The organism is Vagococcus allomyrinae, assembly GCF_017829975.1.
Taxonomy (GTDB): domain Bacteria; phylum Bacillota; class Bacilli; order Lactobacillales; family Vagococcaceae; genus Vagococcus_D; species Vagococcus_D allomyrinae.
In genome coordinates this window covers 1-18,891 of sequence record NZ_JAEEGA010000011.1, presented here as the reverse complement: position 1 = coordinate 18,891, position 18,891 = coordinate 1, and the positions used below count along the sequence as shown (strand labels likewise).

The window sequence follows — 18,891 nt, the reverse complement described above, 5'->3', positions numbered from 1 at the left end:
GACTATGTCAATTATCTCGACTGTCCTGTGTCTTATCGTTGCGTTGGAACATTTGTACATTATGTATCTGGAAACAATTGCCACAAGTTCTGAGAAAACAGCGAAAACATTTAACGTGAGACCGGAAGAATTAAACAATTCCATGATTCAAACATTATTCAAAAATCAAGGCGTTTATAATGGCTTATTTGCAGTAGGTATCCTATATGGTTTGTTCATTTCAGCCAATAGTTTGGAAATAGCTACGATGTTTATCCTATTTGTGATTGTAGCTGCTGTCTATGGCGGACTGACAAGTTCTAAAAGCATCATATTAAAACAGGGTGGTCCTGCTATCTTAGCTCTTATTAGCCTTTTAATCCTGCACTAACCAACAGAAAAACTGGTGGTCTCAATTAAATGAGACATCAGTTTTTTTATTTTGCCACAGTGTTGTCACATTGATGCTTTATGATTAAGGTAATCAGACATGAAAGAAGGAATAATGATGAGCACACAAATAAAAAATGAACTCAGACGTAGCAGTTGGCTAATTGCTCTTGTAGTTGTGATGGTTGCGACGATTGTCAGTGTTAAGTTAGTAGACAAGCCAAAAGCAAGTTGGGAAAGTTATGGCGATGAATGGTATTCGACAGCTTATCAAGGAGACTTTATTAATGAAATAGCAGGGCCAGCTCAGAACATACACGCAGAAACACAACTGTTCCCTAGTATCATCATCGCTCAAGCGATTTTAGAATCGGATTGGGGACAAAGTGAGTTGGCGACCTCTGCTAATAATCTTTTTGGCATCAAAGGTGAACATAATAACCAATCTGTTATAATGAGAACAGATGAATACATCGATGGAGAACGGATCACCATTGATGACCAGTTTAAAAAATACGACAATCTTCAACAAGGGATGGAAGATCATCTGGTCTTTTTAAAAGGAGCCAGCTATCAACCGGTTTTGAGTGCGGCTAATTATCGTGAAGCAGCCTTAGCAATACAAGCAGGTGGTTACGCCACTGATCCCCGCTATGCAGATAAACTGATTGAATTGATTGAGCAGTTTGGCTTAAATCAATACGATAGCTAAAAATCGAAATCAGTAGCGACAATAATGGGAGGTGAGAACATGAATATATTGTTGGCAGAGGATAACGTGGATATGCAGCGCATTGTCCAGCGTTATTTGGAAAAAGCTGGCTATCAGGTGTTTGTTGCTGAGGACGGCCACGGTGCCTTGACTATTTTTTATGAGCAACAGATTCATTTGGCGATTCTCGATTGGATGATGCCTAAAAAAGATGGGTTGGAAGTCTTAAAAGAAATCAAAAAGCACAGTAAAGTTAAAGTTTTGATGTTAACTGCCAAAAATCTTCATGAGGATCAGTTGGAGTCCTTAACATCAGGCGCCGATGACTACATGACCAAACCCTTTCATCCCCAAGTGTTATTGTTGAGAGTGAAAAAACTTTTAGGGATTGAAGAGCGGATGCCAATCGGCAGGGGCTTTTTTGATTTCTCTAAAAGAGAGTTTCAGCTTGAGGACCGAAGCCTGTCCTTAACGAAAATCGAGGCAGAACTGCTGTTGTTTTTCGTTCAACACGTCAATCAAATTTTAACGCGGGAACAACTGTTAACGCACGTTTGGGGAATGGATTATGACGGCGACGATCGGACGGTCGACACTCATATTAAACGACTGCGAGAAAAGATTGGCTTTGAGACAATCAAAACTATGAGAGGAGTGGGGTATCAACTTGAAACGGCAGTATAAAATCAGTCTACGGCTGACAGCCATTCTTTTTGGCGTATTAACTATGGTGTTTATTGGCTTGTTGGCCTTGACTTATTTTTTCTTGCCCAATTATTACACTAATCAGATTGAACACAATGTTGGTAAAGCCATGACAGCACTAAAAGCAGGGGAGGGAGAGCCTGAGACCCTTGAACAAAAATACGGTGTTATCATCGTCACCAGTGAGCCAGACAAATTTATTTTGGATGATTTGAACGATGATTTACTGTTGAAAATGAAACGCAAAGGCATTGCGTTAACACGGTTTTGGTTGAGTGAGGAAAGCATGGAAAAACTGGCAGAAGGAACCCCTGAAATCACCAGAAACTATGATCAACCGAAGCAGAAATCCTCCTATTTAGCCAAAATGGCTATTATTGACCGACAAGTAGTAGTAGTAGGAACATCGATGGCTCATTTTTCTGAGACAGCTGCTATTATGAATCGCTTCTTTTTTATTTCTTTAGGAGTTGTCCTATTAGTTGGAATGAGCTTTATTTATATGACAACGAAACACTTGTTAAAACCATTGACAGTTATTAAAGAAAGTGCAGAAAAAATTACTGCGTTAGATTATGTGACAATCACTGATTACCCACCGAATGAACTGGGAGACTTAGCCCACAGCCTTAATGTTATGAGTCAGTCTTTGAAGCAAAATCAAGAACGATTAAATCAGCAAAATCAGCAAATTCGCCAGCTGACAGCTGACTTAACTCATGAGTTAAAAACCCCCATTGCAGTAATTCAAGCCTATGCTTCAGGAATCGCAGATGGCATTGACGATGGCTCTTATCATCAGGTGATTTTAAAGCAAGCAGAAGAGCTGGATCGAATTGTTTCAGATATGTTGCAGTTTAGCAGAATTAGCCAAGTGGATTTTCCGTTATCAACGGTTGATTTTTTGGCAGTTTTGCGAAAACAATTGGAACGAGTGGCTTTTTTGCTGACAGCCAAGGAGAAAAAAGTTAATGTCAGCGCCAATTTTGATTGGCAGCAAGATAAAGTACTAATTTTAGGCAATGACTATTTATTAGGGCTGATTATCGATAATTTGTTAAGTAATGGAATTCGATATAGTGCTGGTCAGGAAATTGAGATTAAATTGGAAAAAAAAACCTCCCAGTTAGTTTTTGAAATAAGCAATCAGCTAGCAGCCGGGGAGGCGATTGTGACAGAGGTAAAAACCTTGTGGCAACCGTTTGTTGTAGGGCAGGAGTCCCGCAATAAGGAGCTGGTTGGGACGGGGTTAGGTTTAGCAATTGTGGAACATGCTTTAAGGCAGCACCAGACAACAGGAGCGATTGTGATAGAGGAACAACGCTTTAGTGTGAAAATCCTATTTGCGTTGGCAAACGGAAAGAAAGCAGATTAATGAAAGGTCAACAGCTTGCATCAGGGCAAGTTGTTGACCTTTTTTATGCTTATTTGCCATCTAAAAAAATCTCAGTAATATACGCTATCTCAGATTGGGGAATAATAATATTGTAAGTGGTTCTGATGATCGTCATTTGGCGATCGATAACCGTGTTAATTTCGTGATGTTCATTAATAAAAAGATTAATATTTTGATACGTTAAACAATTCTCTAATAGCATTCGTTCAACCATAAAGGAAACATGGAGCAGAAAACGAATAAATAGGCTGTCGTCATAAGCCATTTGTAGCTCGTGAATAATGGCATAAAACACTGAAACAGCAGAGTCGACAATTTTAGTTGGGTTTAAAAAGACTAGTGATTTATCTAAGATATCTTGTTTGATAATCGGGATCAAAGTGTCTGGGCCGCCAGTGAGGCAGGTTCCGTCAGGTTGCAGAGCACGGCTAAGGTCCTCGATAAAGTTAAAGGGATTATCAGACAAACGAACCACTTTTTCAAGGGTTTGGATAGTCATTTTATCGATAACTAAATAATCTCGCGGATATGTGCTCAACAGCGTGAGGACTTCTTTAGGGACGTCATCATTGATCAAAAAAACAATGCCCTTCCCCTCGTCTAATCTCTTTAGATGACTGGTTAACGTCTGAGCATGGGGTAAGAGCTGGGCCGCTTCCATGGAAATGACTTTCGTCGTGTAAGGCAAACTATTAGCAAAGGTTGTATAGATCTCGCCTCTAGGAAGGGTCCCCGTTACCACTACAATGGCTGGTCTGCTGTTTTGAGCTATCAGTAAAGCATCTTCAATATAGGTTTGCAAAAAAAGTGCCTCATGTTCATTTGCTTTAAAGTGATACTGCTGTTTTAAATAACTTAAAAAATCACGACATGCCTGAGTGACAGCTGTCATTGACTCGTAAGTGTGGTCAGCAAGGGAGTCATCTTGATTGCTCAGTAACGGATCAAAATAGGCCACTAGACCGTTTAATAAGGCTGCAGACTGATCAAAACCCAATGAACTAAAATGGACTTGAATCTCAGTGACCAACTGCGGGTGACTGAGTTGCTGCAAATTAAGTTTTTTATTATAGAATTGTTTAAGTAGTGGTCGTACCAACTCTCTTGGGGAGTCTGTTGATTCCTTAGAGGTGGCAATCAGCAGTTTGTTGTAAGGCAAGTGATTACGGTCATATAAGATATTCTTCTCGATAAAACGAGTTAATAGAGACTCTTGATTTGGCATCAAGACAATGTCATTTTTATCGATCGGAGAAGTCAATAAATGATAAATATGGTAAAGTTCATCAATCATTTGGGTATCAGTTTGCATGTTATTTAATAGGTTATCTGATAAGTGATCAAATGTTAAATTAATCGGAGATTTTTGATCAACTTGTTGGTGGAAAGCCAAAGCAATGGCTCGTTTTATCTCCAGTTCTAAACTAAGAATATTTCTTGGATAGCGAGATAAGGTGAAGCAGTTTAGGACGTTATAAGAAAAGCGGATGATTTTCTGGATGGCATCGGCTTCTTTTTGGAAAAAGGACAGAATAAACAGTAACTTTTCTTTCATGGTTCGCTGATCCAGAGAAGGCATATCTAAGGTGATGGAAAAGGGATCTGTGAACTGACTTGGATCAAAAGAAGGCTCAGACGTCAGCAATAAAAACATGCAATTAGGTCGGATGGTCATTTTTTCTTGAGGGGAAAAATAGCTTTTTTCATTGATTATTTTTTTTAGTTTATGCTGTTCCTTATCAGTTAACAGATGAAAGCTGTCTATCACGATAAATTTCCTAGTTGTTTTCGTCATCAAAATCGCTTCGAGTGTTTTGCTAAAAGAGGTGCTCTCTGAACAGTCGTTACAATCGAGATAGTAATAGGCCTCCTTGTTAGGGAAAAGCCTTCTGTTAAGACCAACTGCAAATAAGCGTTTGGCAAATTCTCTTTTTCCTGTATGTTCCTGACCATACAATAAGAGAGAGAGGCTTTCAGATGGATAATAGAGTGCTGCCTTGGCTTCCTCTGTTAAGTTAAATAAGGCTTCTTGTTCCAAGGTGCCAAAAAAATTTGCAAAGATATGCCCTGTTCGAATATTAAAAGCGTAATTTTCTTCTAAATACCTTAATAAGGTGACGTTAAGTGGCAGTATATCTGGCAGGAAAACCTCAGGAAAATAATAAGCAACAGCAGTTTTATCAAAATAGAGCGTCGGACGGCCTTGAATTTTAGTTAATAAACCATTGCGACATAAGCGATTAAGGGTTCGAGAAACATTCGATCGTTCAATAAATAATTGATTGCTGAGAGTGGTGGCATCACAGCCAATGTCATTGAGCACATTTAGTTTTAATTTGCTTAAGGTGTCGTGATGAATGGCGTTGAGTAATTCAAATTCTCGGTTGTTTAATGAATTGCGATAAATGTCTATCATAAGTATCATAAAACTCCTTCCTTGATTTGATACCTCCATTTTAGCAGAAATCATTAGAGGTTCAATCTTTCTTTTAGTAGCGTAAAGTTAATAAAAAGCTATAGGGAAAGGATGACGAATTTGGGTTATTTAGTGCAGCTTTAAGGGGAAATCGGGTGATTTTTTAACACAGATAAGTTTCTCTTAAAATAAACTGTGCTATTTTTTGAGGATTTGGCGACAAAAATCAGTGAGACTTTTTTTTATAGACCAATTAGGGTCTTTTTTTGTGAGCTGAGGTTCTTTTTAACGACAAAAAACAACACAGAAAGGACATTGCTCGGGAACTAAAGGAAAGTTGCAAGGGCATAATGAAGGCGCTAGACTGTAGGTGAGTTAGCTGGCTTGAGCTTACTTTTAGTGGACACTAATCGAGATAAAGGAGGAGCAACATGTACAGGATAGTCATTGTGTCTCACGGCGGTTTAGCAAATGAGCTAATGAAGAGCGCAGAAATGATAGCGGGAAAACAAGAGAAAATAGAGTGTGTTTCACTGAATGTAGCTCACTGTTTAGACGCTTTTCAGTCAGAAGTTGAAGATAGACTAAAGGAGAACGTTCCAGGCGAGGAGTTGCTAGTGCTGACGGATATCATGTATGGTACTCCCTTTAACAATGTCTGTACATTGATGGCAAAGTATCACTTCGAACATTTTACTGGTGTGAATTTGCCCATACTTTTAGAATGCCTTATGTCACGAAAAAGTGAAAGGCTTGAGCAAGTCGTAAAACGACTGGCAGTAGAAGGGCAGACGACCTTTGTTTATGTCAATGACTTACTAAAGAAAGGGGAATAGCTGATGAAAAAGATTGTCTTAACACGAATTGATGATCGTTTGATTCATGGGCAAGTGGTCACAGCCTGGTTGAAACATCTAAAGGCTGACGCCATTTTGATTGTTGACAATGACTTAGCAAAAAATACTATGATGGCGAGGATTTATAAAGCTGCGGCACCCTCTGATATCGAATTACTTATCAAAACAATTGAGGACTCAATTACCTTTTTAAAAGGAGCAGCAAAACCTCAATCGATCTTTATTTTAACCAAAACACCTGAAATTATTGAAACGTTGCAAAGTGCTGAGATTGTTATTCGAGAAATTATTTTAGGGGGAATGGGGGCAAATAAGAACCGCCGTCAGTTGATTAAAAATGTTTTTGCTTCTGATGAAGAACGAGCTGCAATGAGTCGAATGTTGGCAGGTGGAACAAGGATATCCTATCAGTTAGTGCCAGATGATAGACAGATTAAAGTGGAGAAAGAATTACTGGAAAAGAGCAAATAGGTGAGTTGGGGTGAGACCCCATCGGGAAAGGAGCGCAAAATGAGTATCTTGCAAGGGTTGTTAATCAGTATGATCTATTTTTTAGCAATGTCGACGGTGATCGGTGTCGGGTATTTTACCTTTAATAAGCCTTTAGTAGCAGGATTTTGTGTCGGACTAATTTTAGGTGATCCGGCAACAGGTACGATGATTGGAGCAGCCATTAACATTTTGTACATCGGAAATATCTCGGCTGGAGGCACCATGCCCAGCGATTCCACACTAGCGGCGATTATCGGTTCCACATTAGGGATTACAGCAGGCATTGATGTGGAAGCGGCGTTGGCGATTGCTGTGCCAATCGGTTTATTAGGAACGTTGTTGTGGTTTGGTAGATTGACGGTCAATACTTTTTTTGTTCAGTTGGCTGACCGCTATGCTCAAGAGGGAAAAGCCAAAAAGTTTTGGTTGGTAAATGTCCTGTTTCCTCAGACCTTACTCTTTCTGATAACCGTCATACCTTGTTTTATGATTGTTTATTTTGGGACGGATTATGTAGCAGGGATTTTAGGTTTTTTAGGTAAAAATGTTCTGGGTGCTTTAATGGTAATCGGCGGCCTATTACCAGCCTTGGGGTTAGGGCTAACGTTGAAATCAATTTTTCATGGAGAGGCCAAAGTCTATTTTTTCTTAGGATTTTTACTGATTATGTATTTCAAATTGGACAATATTGCCTTAGGATTTATCGGCTTGATTATCACTATCATGTATTTACAATTTAAAAAGAAAGAAGAGAAAAATGAGACACAAATAATAGATGATGAACCTCCAGCTCCGATTGCCAAAAGCAGTGGCTTGATCACTCGCAGTGATTTGATTCGTTCCAGTATTATTTGGGGCTTTCACGCTCAAGGGGCTTATAATTACGAGCGCATGCAAGGAATCGGCTTCGCCCATGCCATGACGCCATTTTTTAAAAAGTTTTATCAAGAAGAATCAGTTGAAATGAGTCAAGCTTTGCAACGTCATACCGGTTTTTATAATACCTCAAATCAATTTGCGGCAGCTGTTACAGGGTTAATTGGAGCCATGGAGGAACAAAAATATCTCGGGGCTGAGGGCATGGATGAGGAGGCAATTACGGCGGTTAAGACTAGCTTGATGGGGCCTTTAGCCGGAATTGGCGATACGGTCATGCAGGGGATTTTAACCCCCTTATTGTTATCTTTCTTTATCGGAATGTCACGAGGTGGCAATGTGCTAGGCCCGATTTTATACCTGATTAGTATGACGGTCATCGTCTTAGGCATCAATCATTTTAGCTTTATGCTGGGGTATAAAAAAGGCAGCGAGGCGATTTTAACTTTACTGGAAGGTGGGTTAATCAATCGTTTTATCGATGGTGCCAAAGTAATGGGCTGTATCGTTATTGGGGGCTTAGTTGCCAGTTATGTGACGGTTAAGACAGGGATTATTATCCCAGGAAATACCCCATTCAATCTACAAGAACAGTTTTTTGATGTGATTTTACCGGGGGCAATCCCGCTTTTGCTAACCTTGGGTTGTTACAAACTAATCGACAAAGGTCTTTCGACAACAAAAGTCATGTTGCTTCTAATTATTGTGGGAATTATCGGCAGTTTAACGACTATTCTAGCCGTTTAATCATTTAAGAAAAGAGGGAAAATATGTTAGTCACAATGAAGGAACTATTAGATCAGGCACGGGTGGACAATTATGCAGTAGCGGCCCCCAATATTGATAATGAACATAATTTAAGGGCCGCCATCGATGGGGCAGAAGAGATGAACAGCCCTTTAATATTAGGCGTACCCTATCACGTTAATCCTGATATCTGTTACTTAGGCAGAATTGCCACTGACTTAATCAGGCGCTCAGCTGTTCCAATTGCCCTTAATTTAGATCATGGTAAAAACTTTGAAAATTGCGTTATGGCCATTCGTGCTGGCTTTACTTCAATTATGGTTGACCGATCAGAACTGCCTTTTGCTGAAAATGTCAGTCAGGTAAAAGAGCTGGTTAAGATCGCTCATGCTGTTGGTGTTAGTGTGGAAGCTGAGCTAGGTCATGTTGGTGGGGCAGATAATTATGAGGTTGACGGTTATTCAGGACTGACGGTGCCAGCTGAAGCCGTGCGCTTTGTGGCAGAAACTGGCGTTGATTGTTTAGCTGTTGCGATTGGGACAGCTCATGGTGTATACAAAGGTGAGCCTGATATTCGTTTTGATTTGTTAAAGGAGTTGCGAGAGCAAGTTCCTGTCCCATTAGTTCTCCATGGTGGTTCTGGAACAGGAGAGGAAAACTTGTCACGTTTGGCCCGAGAAGGAATCAATAAAGTCAATCTTTCCAATGAATTAAAACGCAATATGGTCGTTGAGTTAAACAAACAAGATTTATCCCAGTATGGTATTTACGGCGTGTATAATTATTTGGGACAAGGGTTTAAAGAGAAGTTGATCGAAAATATTCAGCTTTTTGGCTCTCAAAATAAAGCTGAGAATTGGAGGAAATAGCATGATAGATCGGATGAAGGCATTCGTTTTAGAAGATGTGGCGACTTTAAGGTTAAAAGAATTTCCGCTACCGGAAATCGGTCCGAAAGAAGTGTTGTATCAAGTGAAAGCTTGCTCATTATGCACGGTCGAGCAGCGAGCCTATAGTGGTAAAAAACATTTTGGTTTTCCTTTTGTTGGCGGTCACGAAACTGCTGGAGTTGTCCTAGCAGTCGGTGCAGAGGTAAAAGAATATCTTGTCGGCGACCATGTAGTGTCAACATTCAACTATTGTGGTGAATGTGATTTTTGTAAAACCGGTCAAGGAACACAATGTCAAAATGGGTATGCATCAAAACCCCGCTTTCCATTTGAAGGAACGATTATCGGTGGTGGCATGGCTCAATACTTAGCAGTTCAAACCCAACAATTAGTCAAGGTTTCAAAAGCGATTCCTTTTGAGGAAATGGCGTTGACAGAACCTTTGGCATGCTGCATTCACAGTGTGGAGAAAGCCAAACTAAAATTTGGCGATACGGTGGTGATTATCGGAGCCGGGATTATGGGGCTGCTAAATTCTCAGTTATGTCAGTTACAAGGGGCAAGGGTCATCATTAGTGAGCCAGATGAACAAAGACGGGACAAGGCCTTGGCTCTAGGCGCCCATTTGGTGATCGATCCCAATAAAGAAGAGTTGGTAGAACGGGTAAAAGAAGTGACAGCAGGAAGAGGTGCTGAAGTGGTAATTAATACGATTCCACTGGCTAATGCCTGGCTTGATGGTATGAATGCACTAGCTCCTTATGGGCGCTTAATTGCTTATAGTGCTCAGGACAGTAAAGAAAAAATTCCCGTTGATTTTGGGCATCTTCACAACAAAGAATATGAATATATTGGCACGGTCAGTCCAACTATTGAGAACAACTTGCGAGCCACTCGTTTAATTGGCGAAAAAATTATCGACATGACACCCTATATTGAAAAGATGTACGATTATTGTGAAACAGCTAAGGCTTTTGAGCATGCAGTTCAGCCAAATACATATCGAGTGGTGTTACATCACTATGAGACGGTTAAGGTGGAGAAATAAAAAATAAGCTTAGTCAAGTAAATGGCTAAGCTTATTTTTTCATGTCGACCTTTTTCGATAATGCATCTCAACAAACTGCTGATAGCGATTAACGGCCACTAATTCCAATCGCAGATCGGCTTGACTAGCAAAAAACAAGGGAACGCCTTTGCCTAAAATAACTGGGGCAATTTGAATATACCACTCGTCAATTAAGTTTTCTTCGATTAACGGACGAATCAAAGCGCCGCCGCCAACTAGCCAAATTCCTGAACCTTCTTCTTGCTTTAACTCTTTAATGAAGGGAACGATGTCTCCCGCCACGTAGGTTACCGAAGGTTCGGCTGGTGTTTGACCAAGGAGTGAATGAGAAAAAACATAATTGCGTTTATCTCGATACATAAATTCTGGGCCACTATACTTGGATAATACGTCTTCATAGGTAGTGCGTCCCATAATGGTGGTGTCAATTTGTTGAATAAACTCGTCATAAGCGGTTTCTTCACCCCCTGGGGTTTCAAACAGCCAATCCAATTGCTGATCTTCTCGAGCCAGAAATCCATCTAAACTGATAGCCCCGTAAAAAATTACCTTTCGTGTCATACTATCCCTACTTTCTCTAAGAGTGCTTGCCTCATTTTAGCATAATCCTGGTAAATTTTCTTTTTTTTGACGCAAAATTTGCTAGACTGGGCAGTTACCCCTAGAATAAGGCTCGTAAGTTTGTTACAATAAATGAGAATTGTTTTTGCTGGAGTCTTTTAAGAAATGAAGCACTCTACAGAGAAAAAAGCCTGTTGTTTAGTTAAACTAAATCGCAGATTTTTAAGAAAAAGGAGATCATATTATGATAGCAATAATCGATTTAAAGGCCGGCATGACCTTTGAGCAAGATGGAAAATTAATTCGTGTGTTGGAGGCTAGTCATCACAAGCCAGGTAAAGGGAATACTGTTATGCGGATGAAATTGAAAGACGTGCGTTCAGGCGCTACAACAGAAACAACGATGCGTCCTGATGAAAAAGTCAAAAAAGCCTTCATCGAGAACAAAGACGTTCAGTATTTATATAGCCAAGACGACACAGCCAACTTTATGGATTCTGAAACGTATGAACAATATGAAATTCCCACAGCGATTATCGAAGATGAATTGAAATTTATGTTGGATAATATGGAAGTAAAAATTCAGTTTTATGGTAGTGAAGTGATTGGTATCACCTTACCGTCAACAGTTGTTTTGGAAGTGGCGGAAACTCAGCCATCAATAAAAGGGGCGACTGTCACAGGCTCTGGCAAACCAGCCATTATGGAAACAGGTTTAGTGGTCAACGTCCCTGACTTTATTGAAGCAGGCGAAAGATTAGAAATTAACACGTCAGAAGGTACGTATCAAAAACGGATTAAATAAGAATAATTGAGTCACAAAAAATGCGCTTGGGGCCATCTCCCTAAGCGCATTTTTTAGTAGTCATTTGGTGTGTGTAGCACTAAAAACTTAACGACGATGTTGGTATAATTTGCCCAGTTATGAGGCTGGGAGGAGGCGTAATGGGCCGAGTCACCAGGGTAAAGCTGTTGTTCAGCGCCATTGATAATGAGGGTAAGGATGCCTGCTAGCACATAAACAAATTCCTCTCCTTCATGAGGATAAGTGGTGACATGCTCATTTGTTGAGGCGGGCAACATTTCAATTAACTTTGGCATCATCTGTTTATCTTGTGGGTGAGGACTGAGCGATTTATAAACCGTATCATTAATAATGCGCATGACCTTTTGATCGTAGCTGCGGACGATGGTTTCTTCAGGCGCAGGAGATTGTGTAAAAAAGTGATTAATCGGCACATTAAATAAAGTGGCTATTTTAACTAAATGCTCAACGGCGATTGTTGTGACACCACGTTCAAATTGGGAGAGAAATCCCACGGACAAATTCAATTTTTGGCTGAGATCTTTTAAGGTATAGCCGTGTTCTTTTCTCAGTTTTTTGACGAGTTCCCCAATGTTCTCCATCTTAAAGCCCCCTTTTTGGCGTAAGCAAATCTGTTTGTGAGTGATAATTAGACTTGAGCAAGGAAAAGAACCTATTCTCTTAAACTATAAATTAGATTTCGAAAATGTCAATATCTAATGGTGGACAAATCTAAATTGTCATTAAAATTTAGCAGGTATCCACACGGAGTAGTGAAAAAATCACTTGAAATTTATTTCAAAGAATATATAATGGGTAATGAAAACGATTTATTATTTTTAAGTGAAAAATGACATGGAAATATTCATCAAAGTGAAATTGCTTATTTTTTTTACCATCTATAGTTACTTTTTTCACAATTAGTGAGCATGACTTGTCAAAAGAAAAGACACGACTAAAAGGTATAGGAGGAAAAAAATGTCAACTTTAACATTAGAACCAACTCGTCGAGGTTCAACTGAAAGAATCAAACGATTGCGTCAAATTAGTGATCAAGAGTGCAGTCCGTCAATCTCGATTGAACGGGCCGTCCTGTTAACTGAGGCCTATCAGATGTATGAGGGAAGTTGTCCAACACCAATCTTACGTGGTAAAGCATTTAAGTACATTATGGAAAATCGTAGTTTGTATTTAGAAAAAGGGTCATTAATTGTAGGTGAAAAAGGACACAAGCCGTGGGCCGCGCCAACTTTCCCTGAATTATGTTGTCACACGATGGCCGACTTTGAAAATATGGATAAGCGAGAAAAAGTTTTTTTCAAAGTTTCGGAAGAAGACCGTCGAATTCAAAAGGAAGTTATCATTCCTTACTGGCATGAGCGTGCCATGATGACTCGGATGAATCGTCTATTACCTGAGGAATGGCATGGCTTATTTGACGGTGGCTTATACACAGAATTTTTAATGCAACGAGGCCCTGGTCATACCGTTGCCGATGGTAAAATCTATCAACGAGGTTTTCAAGATTCGATTGACTTGATTGAGCAGGAAATAGCTCAACTAGACTTTAACCATGACATGGAGGCTTTAGCTAAAAAAGAAGAATTAGAAGGCATGAAACTAGTTTGTGAAGGTGTCATTATTATGGGGGAACGCTATGCTGCTTTAGCTCGTGAACTGGCAGCTCAGGAAACCGATCCCCAGTGGCGCAAGGAACTACTGGAATTGGCAGAGGTTTGTGACGTGGTGCCAGCTAATAAGCCTGAAACCTTCAGACAGGCAATTCAAATGTACTGGTTTACCCATATTGGGGTGACCGTTGAAATGAACAATTGGGACGCCTATTCACCAGGTAAGCTGGACCAGCACTTGGAACCTTTTTATGACAAAGAAATAGCAGAAGGTACCTTGACTCGGGAAGAAGCCTTTGAATTGTTAGAGAATTTATGGATTCAGTTTAACAATCAGCCGGCACCGCCTAAAGTGGGCATTACCTTAAAAGAAAGTGCCACGTATACGGATTTTTGTAACATTAACACAGGTGCTTTACGTCCCGATGGCACCTCAGGAGTCAGTGAAGTCAGTTATTTAATATTGGAAGTAATGGATGAGTTAAAGCTCCTGCAACCAAGCTCCAATGTGCAAATTTCGCGAAAAACACCGGAAAATTTTGTAAGGGAAGCGGCCAAAATTTCACGCAAAGGATGGGGGCAACCAGCCTTTTATAATTCTGATGCGATTATTCAGGAGTTGTTAAACATGGGGAAATCCATGGCCGATGCCCGAGAAAGTGGGGTCGCTAGCGGATGTGTCGAAACAGGGACAGCTGGCAAGGAAGCTTATGTCTTAACGGGTTACTTAAATGTGCCGAAGGTCTTTGAATTGGTGTTGAATCGTGGCTTTGATCCTTATTCGCATAAGCAGGTGGCTTTGGATCTAGGGGACCCTCGCCAGTTCACCAGCTATGAGGAGGTCTTTGCAGCGTTTGAGAAGCAACTGAATTACGTCGTAGACGTGAAAGTTGCTGGTAATAATTTGATTGAACGGATGTATATGGAGCATATGCCAGTACCCCTCTTATCGGTCATTACCGATGATTGTATCAAACGCGGGCTGGATTATAACAGCGGTGGAGCCCGTTACAACACGAGCTATATTCAATGCGTGGGAATTGCCACGATTACTGATTCTTTAGCGGCGATTAAAAAACAAGTATTTGAAGAGCAGAACCTAACCATGGACGAACTGCTCGTGGCCTGTAAGAATAATTTTGAGGGCTATGATGAGGTGTTTGAGCTAGTTCACAATGACACGCCGAAATATGGAAATGATGATGATTATGCAGATGATTTGTTGAAAGATGTTAATGTGACCTTGCAAAAAGTTGTCGGCGGACGTCCAACACCTAAAGGGGCCAAAACGATTGTTGAATATTTACCGACAACTTGTCACGTTTACTTTGGACAGGTGATGGAAGCTAGTCCTAATGGACGGAAAGCAGGTATTCCGTTGCCAGATGGGATTTCACCAGAAAAAGGGGCTGATCGTTTAGGGCCAACAGCTGTTATTAAATCAGCGGCTAAATTGGATCAGCTACAAACAGGTGGTGCCTTGCTAAATCAGAAGTTTACCCCACAAGTCGTAGCAGGTGAAGATGGTTTGTCTCATATGGCGTCGCTGTTAAGAACCTATTTTGCAATGGATGGTCATCATCTTCAATTTAATGTTTTTGAGAAAGAAACGTTGATCAAAGCACAAAAAAATCCTGAACAGTATGAGAACTTAATTGTACGGGTGGCCGGTTATAGTGATTATTTCAATAATTTAGACCGAGCCTTACAAGATGAAATTATCAATCGTACCGAACAAAATTTTGGTTAAACTAAGAACGATGGAATAGAAAGAGGTGGCAGGATGACGGTACCAGTAATTTTTAATATTCAAAAATTTTCCGTTCATGATGGGCCAGGGATTCGCACGACCGTTTTTTTTAAAGGCTGCCCGATCCGTTGTGCTTGGTGTCATAATCCTGAAAGTCAACTGTATCAAATTGAAGAGATGCCTAAGAAAAATGGCAAAATGGAACGGGTTGGTCAATCCTATACTCTTCCAGAACTGATTAAAGAAATCGCCAAAGACCAGTTGTTTTATGAACAATCTGGCGGTGGCGTTACGCTGTCTGGCGGAGAGGTGATGACCCAAGACATGGCCTTTATTGAGCCACTTGTTAAGCAGCTAAAACGCAAAGGCATCTCAGTGGCAATCGACACATGTGGTGTGGCACCTTTTGCTAACTACGAGCGGTTGTTGCCTTATGTGGATTTATTTCTCTACGATTTGAAATTTATCGATAGTCAGCTCCATGAAACCTATACAGGTACTTCTAATGAGCTGGTCTTAGCTAATTTGAGAAAACTGAGCGAGGCTCAAGCTAATATCGATTTACGTTTGATCATGCTCGAGGGCATTAATGCAGATGATGAGACAGCAGTCGCGACGATCAGCTGGTTAAAAGCCGAAAATATCGCTGTAAGTTCCGTTCATCTGCTGCCTTATCACGAGTTTGGCAAAGAAAAATATCTCCGGTTAAATCGAGAGTCGCAGAGCTTTCAAGCACCGTCAGATGAACGCATGGCGGAGCTACAAAACCTGTGGACAGCACATTATCAACCAGTTAAAATCGGTGGTTAAGCACCTGAAGTGAGGGAAAAAGATGACAGAAAAAATTGGCTTTATTGGCGCCGGAAATATGGGACAAGCCATTATTAAAGGCTTGCTGAAAGCAGGGCTATACAGCGAAAAGAATATCATTATTTATGATGTTGAACCGTTAATGATTCAACTTAAAGGGGAATTAGGCGTCGGGACAGCCCTTTCCGAAGCAGATTTGGTAAGTCAAGTAGATCTGACAATCATCGCCGTCAAGCCCAACATGATGAAGACGGTTCTGTCGGCAATTAAAACGGAGGTTGATGAAACAAAAGTGATTCTGTCCATCGCAGCTGGGGTCACCCTAGCAACGATTGCTGAAGAACTACCAGCAGCCACTAAGATTATGCGAGTGATGCCAAATACACCAGCTTTAGTCGGTGAAGGGATGTCTTCCTTATCGATTAATCAGTATGTCACAGAGGAAGAGCAGGCTCTGGCTGTGACCATTCTAAGTAGTCTAGGGAAGGTCGAACTGGTTCAAGAATATTTAATTGATGCCGTAGTTGGCGTTAGCGGTTCTGCACCAGCTTACGTCTACCTCTTTATCGAAGCCCTTGCAGATGGAGCCGTTTTAGCTGGCTTACCAAGGGCACAAGCCTATCAGTTTGCTGCTCAAACCGTCTTAGGATCGGCTAAAATGGTCTTGGAATCAGGCAAGCATCCAGCTGAGCTGAAGGATATGGTGTGTTCGCCAGGAGGGACGACCATTGAGGCTGTCCACGCCTTAGAAACAGGCCAGTTTAGAGCGACAGTCATGAATGCTGTTAAAGCGGCTGCTGAAAGAAACCGTGAATTATCATAAAAGAGTAGGAGCGATTAGATGAGAATTGAAGGAACCATTGAACAACAAGCCAATGTCTATTTTGAGGGGAAGGTGACAAGTCGAACTGTCTATTTGGCAGATGGTGAGCGGCTGACCTTAGGGTTTATGTGTCAAGGAGAGTATCAGTTTAACACCGCTGAAAAAGAAAAAATGGACATTACTGCTGGCGAGTTAACCGTTCTACTACCGGGAGAAACAGCCTGGCAAACGTATACCGCTGGCGAGTCCTTTGAAGTACCTGCTAACAGTGTCTTTCAGGTCAAGGCAGCACCTTTCGCGGATTATACCTGTTATTACCTCTAGTAAAAAGCCCCTTGACATTTAAGGGATAGTTCTTGTAAGATGAGTAAAGTAATAAAAAAAAACAATGAAAGGAGGAAGCAAGATGTTTAAACTAAGTGTTAGTTACGATCGGAAAAGTCAGCTAAAGAGAAGGGCCAATGTGAAAGCAGCTTGCTCCTTCTAAAGATAGCAATATCGAAGGCCGCACTTTTCTCAGGAGAAGTGTGGTCTTTTTGCGTAAAAAAAAAGATGAGGTGAGACTTATGAGTGGAAAAAAACAAATTAGGAAAGAATTAAACAACACCTAGGGGACAAAGATTCCTCTAGGAAAGAAAGAGGAATGTTAACGTGATAACCATTAAAGGAAAAAATAATGAAGCACTGGTCTTTACCGACCATTTAGAAAAAAGTACCCTTGGCCAAGTGGAGAGTCTCTGCGACTTGGCTAGTTTAAAAGGCAGTCAGATCAGAATAATGCCAGACGTTCACAGTGGAGCGGGTTGCGTCATTGGCGCGACTTTAACGATTCAGGAATCGCTTATTCCTAGTTTAGTAGGGGTGGATATTGGCTGTGGTGTCTATGTTGTCAAGCTAGAAAAAAAAGGCTTAAAGAAAAATTTTGATAAACTGGAGCGTTTGATTCGCAATCGAATTCCTTCAGGTAAGGCCAGTCACCGGCAGGCAGTCGCTGACTTTGATTACGGTCAACTGCAAGCCCCAGTCAATTATAAACAGGCCCGTCGTAGCTTAGGAACACTGGGAGGTGGCAATCATTTTATTGAAGTAGCAGAGGGCGTTGATGGGGTTTACCTCGTTATTCACAGTGGCAGTCGTTCTTTGGGACAAGACGTTGCCCATTATCATCAAGAAGTGGCTTACGGAAAGTATCTGCAGCAACGACGAATGAACAGGGACAATGTGCTAGGAGCTCAAGAGGTGCTGTTAAGAGAACAAGCTCATCTTTCAGGCGCCCCAATGGCTGATTATTTAAGTGATATGACCATCGCCCAAGCTTATGCAGCCAGAAATCGGCAAGTGATGGCTGAGATTATCTTAAAGGGCATGAAATGGGAGAAAAAAAGTGCAGGAGACTTTTGACTGTCCCCACAATTACATTGATGTTAAGGGGGGGATTTTACGTAAAGGAGCTACCTCAGCCGAATTAGGACAACCAGTGATCATTCCCTTAAACATGCGTGATGGCAGCATTTTGGCAATTGGTAAAGGCAATTCAGACTGGAATCAATCGGCTCCTCACGGGGCAGGGCGCCTATTAAGTCGTTCCGCAGCTAGAAAGCAATTATCCTTGGAAAAATATGAGGCGACCATGAAAGGCATCTGGACTCAATCAGTTACCAAACAGACCTTGGATGAAGCGCCAGGAGCTTATAAAAAGAAAAAACAAATTTTGAATCAAATTGAGGCGACGGTCGAGATCAAGGAAATCATCAAACCTCTCTATAATTTTAAGGGAAAGGTATAAAGCAGTCAGGACTAGATGACAGGTAAAGGTTAGTGGCTTGCTTGTCTCAAAACAAAAAGACTTAGGGAATTTTCGAGGCTGCTGAAAAACGAATAGGTTTCTTTCGTTTTTATCTTTAGAGATAAAATAATAAGGGTCCAATCCCTGATTTTGGGATTGGAACCTTATTTTATTCTCTTTTATTCATTCATCAGAG

The 18,891-nt window shown here is 40.8% G+C and carries 19 protein-coding genes; 16 read left to right on the top strand and 3 right to left on the bottom strand.

Annotated features, from left to right (window positions below):
- Nucleotides 1-4: 4 nt before the first annotated feature.
- From I6N95_RS16160 to I6N95_RS16145, 4 genes are all read left to right on the top strand, one after another.
- Nucleotides 5-370, top strand: a complete 366-nt coding sequence (locus I6N95_RS16160; RefSeq protein ID WP_209529844.1) for a DUF1304 domain-containing protein — start codon at nucleotides 5-7, stop codon at nucleotides 368-370.
- A 117-nt stretch (nucleotides 371-487) separates the two neighbouring features.
- Nucleotides 488-1,081 carry a glycoside hydrolase family 73 protein gene (locus I6N95_RS16155; RefSeq protein ID WP_209529842.1) on the top strand — a complete coding sequence of 198 codons (594 nt, stop codon included), beginning with the start codon at nucleotides 488-490 and terminating at the stop codon, nucleotides 1,079-1,081.
- A gap of 39 nt (nucleotides 1,082-1,120) precedes the next feature.
- Complete coding sequence (locus I6N95_RS16150; RefSeq protein WP_209529840.1) at nucleotides 1,121-1,765, top strand: response regulator transcription factor; 645 nt, start codon at nucleotides 1,121-1,123, stop codon at nucleotides 1,763-1,765.
- Nucleotides 1,749-3,161, top strand: coding sequence for a sensor histidine kinase (locus I6N95_RS16145; RefSeq protein ID WP_209529838.1), 1,413 nt, complete (start codon nucleotides 1,749-1,751; stop codon nucleotides 3,159-3,161). The genes I6N95_RS16150 and I6N95_RS16145 overlap by 17 nt, the downstream gene beginning before the upstream one ends.
- Nucleotides 3,162-3,210: 49 nt before the next feature.
- Here the strand turns inward: I6N95_RS16145 and I6N95_RS16140 are convergent, their stop codons facing one another.
- Nucleotides 3,211-5,607 carry a PRD domain-containing protein gene (locus I6N95_RS16140; RefSeq protein ID WP_209529836.1) on the bottom strand — a complete coding sequence of 799 codons (2,397 nt, stop codon included), beginning with the start codon at nucleotides 5,605-5,607 and terminating at the stop codon, nucleotides 3,211-3,213.
- 422 nt (nucleotides 5,608-6,029) lie between these two features.
- Here I6N95_RS16140 and I6N95_RS16135 point away from each other — a divergent pair, with 422 nt between their 5' ends.
- The 5 genes from I6N95_RS16135 to I6N95_RS16110 are packed head-to-tail and all read left to right on the top strand — an operon-like array spanning nucleotide 6,030 to nucleotide 10,508.
- On the top strand, nucleotides 6,030-6,434 hold the full coding sequence (locus I6N95_RS16135) for a PTS sugar transporter subunit IIA (RefSeq protein ID WP_209529834.1): 405 nt from the start codon (nucleotides 6,030-6,032) through the stop codon (nucleotides 6,432-6,434).
- A gap of 3 nt (nucleotides 6,435-6,437) precedes the next feature.
- Nucleotides 6,438-6,926, top strand: a complete 489-nt coding sequence (locus tag I6N95_RS16130) for a PTS sugar transporter subunit IIB (protein ID WP_209529832.1) — start codon at nucleotides 6,438-6,440, stop codon at nucleotides 6,924-6,926.
- A gap of 39 nt (nucleotides 6,927-6,965) precedes the next feature.
- Entirely contained in the window at nucleotides 6,966-8,570 is a 1,605-nt protein-coding gene (locus tag I6N95_RS27120) for a PTS system mannose/fructose/sorbose family transporter subunit IID (RefSeq protein ID WP_245249589.1), read from the top strand.
- A 23-nt stretch (nucleotides 8,571-8,593) separates the two neighbouring features.
- Nucleotides 8,594-9,439 (top strand): class II fructose-bisphosphate aldolase, encoded by an 846-nt coding sequence (locus I6N95_RS16115; protein WP_209529831.1) that lies wholly within the window; start codon nucleotides 8,594-8,596, stop codon nucleotides 9,437-9,439.
- Between the two features lies 1 nt (nucleotide 9,440).
- Nucleotides 9,441-10,508 (top strand): alcohol dehydrogenase catalytic domain-containing protein, encoded by a 1,068-nt coding sequence (locus I6N95_RS16110; protein WP_209529829.1) that lies wholly within the window; start codon nucleotides 9,441-9,443, stop codon nucleotides 10,506-10,508.
- Between the two features lie 39 nt (nucleotides 10,509-10,547).
- Here the strand turns inward: I6N95_RS16110 and I6N95_RS16105 are convergent, their stop codons facing one another.
- Nucleotides 10,548-11,090 carry a dihydrofolate reductase family protein gene (locus I6N95_RS16105; RefSeq protein WP_209529827.1) on the bottom strand — a complete coding sequence of 181 codons (543 nt, stop codon included), beginning with the start codon at nucleotides 11,088-11,090 and terminating at the stop codon, nucleotides 10,548-10,550.
- Nucleotides 11,091-11,334: 244 nt separating this feature from the next.
- Here I6N95_RS16105 and efp point away from each other — a divergent pair, with 244 nt between their 5' ends.
- Nucleotides 11,335-11,895, top strand: a complete 561-nt coding sequence (efp, locus tag I6N95_RS16100; RefSeq protein ID WP_209529825.1) for an elongation factor P — start codon at nucleotides 11,335-11,337, stop codon at nucleotides 11,893-11,895.
- 53 nt (nucleotides 11,896-11,948) lie between these two features.
- Here efp and I6N95_RS16095 read toward each other — a convergent pair whose 3' ends face one another.
- Complete coding sequence (locus I6N95_RS16095; protein ID WP_209529823.1) at nucleotides 11,949-12,497, bottom strand: helix-turn-helix domain-containing protein; 549 nt, start codon at nucleotides 12,495-12,497, stop codon at nucleotides 11,949-11,951.
- Between the two features lie 376 nt (nucleotides 12,498-12,873).
- Between I6N95_RS16095 and hypD the strand changes: the two genes are divergently transcribed.
- The 6 genes from hypD (at nucleotide 12,874) to I6N95_RS27475 (ending at nucleotide 18,695) form a co-directional block, all read left to right on the top strand.
- A complete protein-coding gene (gene hypD, locus I6N95_RS16090) occupies nucleotides 12,874-15,276 on the top strand; it encodes a trans-4-hydroxy-L-proline dehydratase (protein ID WP_209529821.1) in 2,403 nt (800 codons plus the stop codon).
- A gap of 33 nt (nucleotides 15,277-15,309) precedes the next feature.
- A complete protein-coding gene (locus I6N95_RS16085) occupies nucleotides 15,310-16,086 on the top strand; it encodes a glycyl-radical enzyme activating protein (protein ID WP_209529819.1) in 777 nt (258 codons plus the stop codon).
- A 22-nt stretch (nucleotides 16,087-16,108) separates the two neighbouring features.
- Nucleotides 16,109-16,909, top strand: a complete 801-nt coding sequence (gene proC / locus I6N95_RS16080; protein ID WP_209529817.1) for a pyrroline-5-carboxylate reductase — start codon at nucleotides 16,109-16,111, stop codon at nucleotides 16,907-16,909.
- Nucleotides 16,910-16,927: 18 nt separating this feature from the next.
- A complete protein-coding gene (gene ppnP / locus I6N95_RS16075) occupies nucleotides 16,928-17,233 on the top strand; it encodes a pyrimidine/purine nucleoside phosphorylase (protein ID WP_209529815.1) in 306 nt (101 codons plus the stop codon).
- 327 nt (nucleotides 17,234-17,560) lie between these two features.
- Entirely contained in the window at nucleotides 17,561-18,310 is a 750-nt protein-coding gene (locus tag I6N95_RS27480; RefSeq protein WP_347340569.1) for an RtcB family protein, read from the top strand.
- Nucleotides 18,294-18,695 (top strand): RtcB family protein, encoded by a 402-nt coding sequence (locus I6N95_RS27475; RefSeq protein ID WP_347340568.1) that lies wholly within the window; start codon nucleotides 18,294-18,296, stop codon nucleotides 18,693-18,695. The genes I6N95_RS27480 and I6N95_RS27475 overlap by 17 nt, the downstream gene beginning before the upstream one ends.
- Nucleotides 18,696-18,891: the final 196 nt, after the last annotated feature.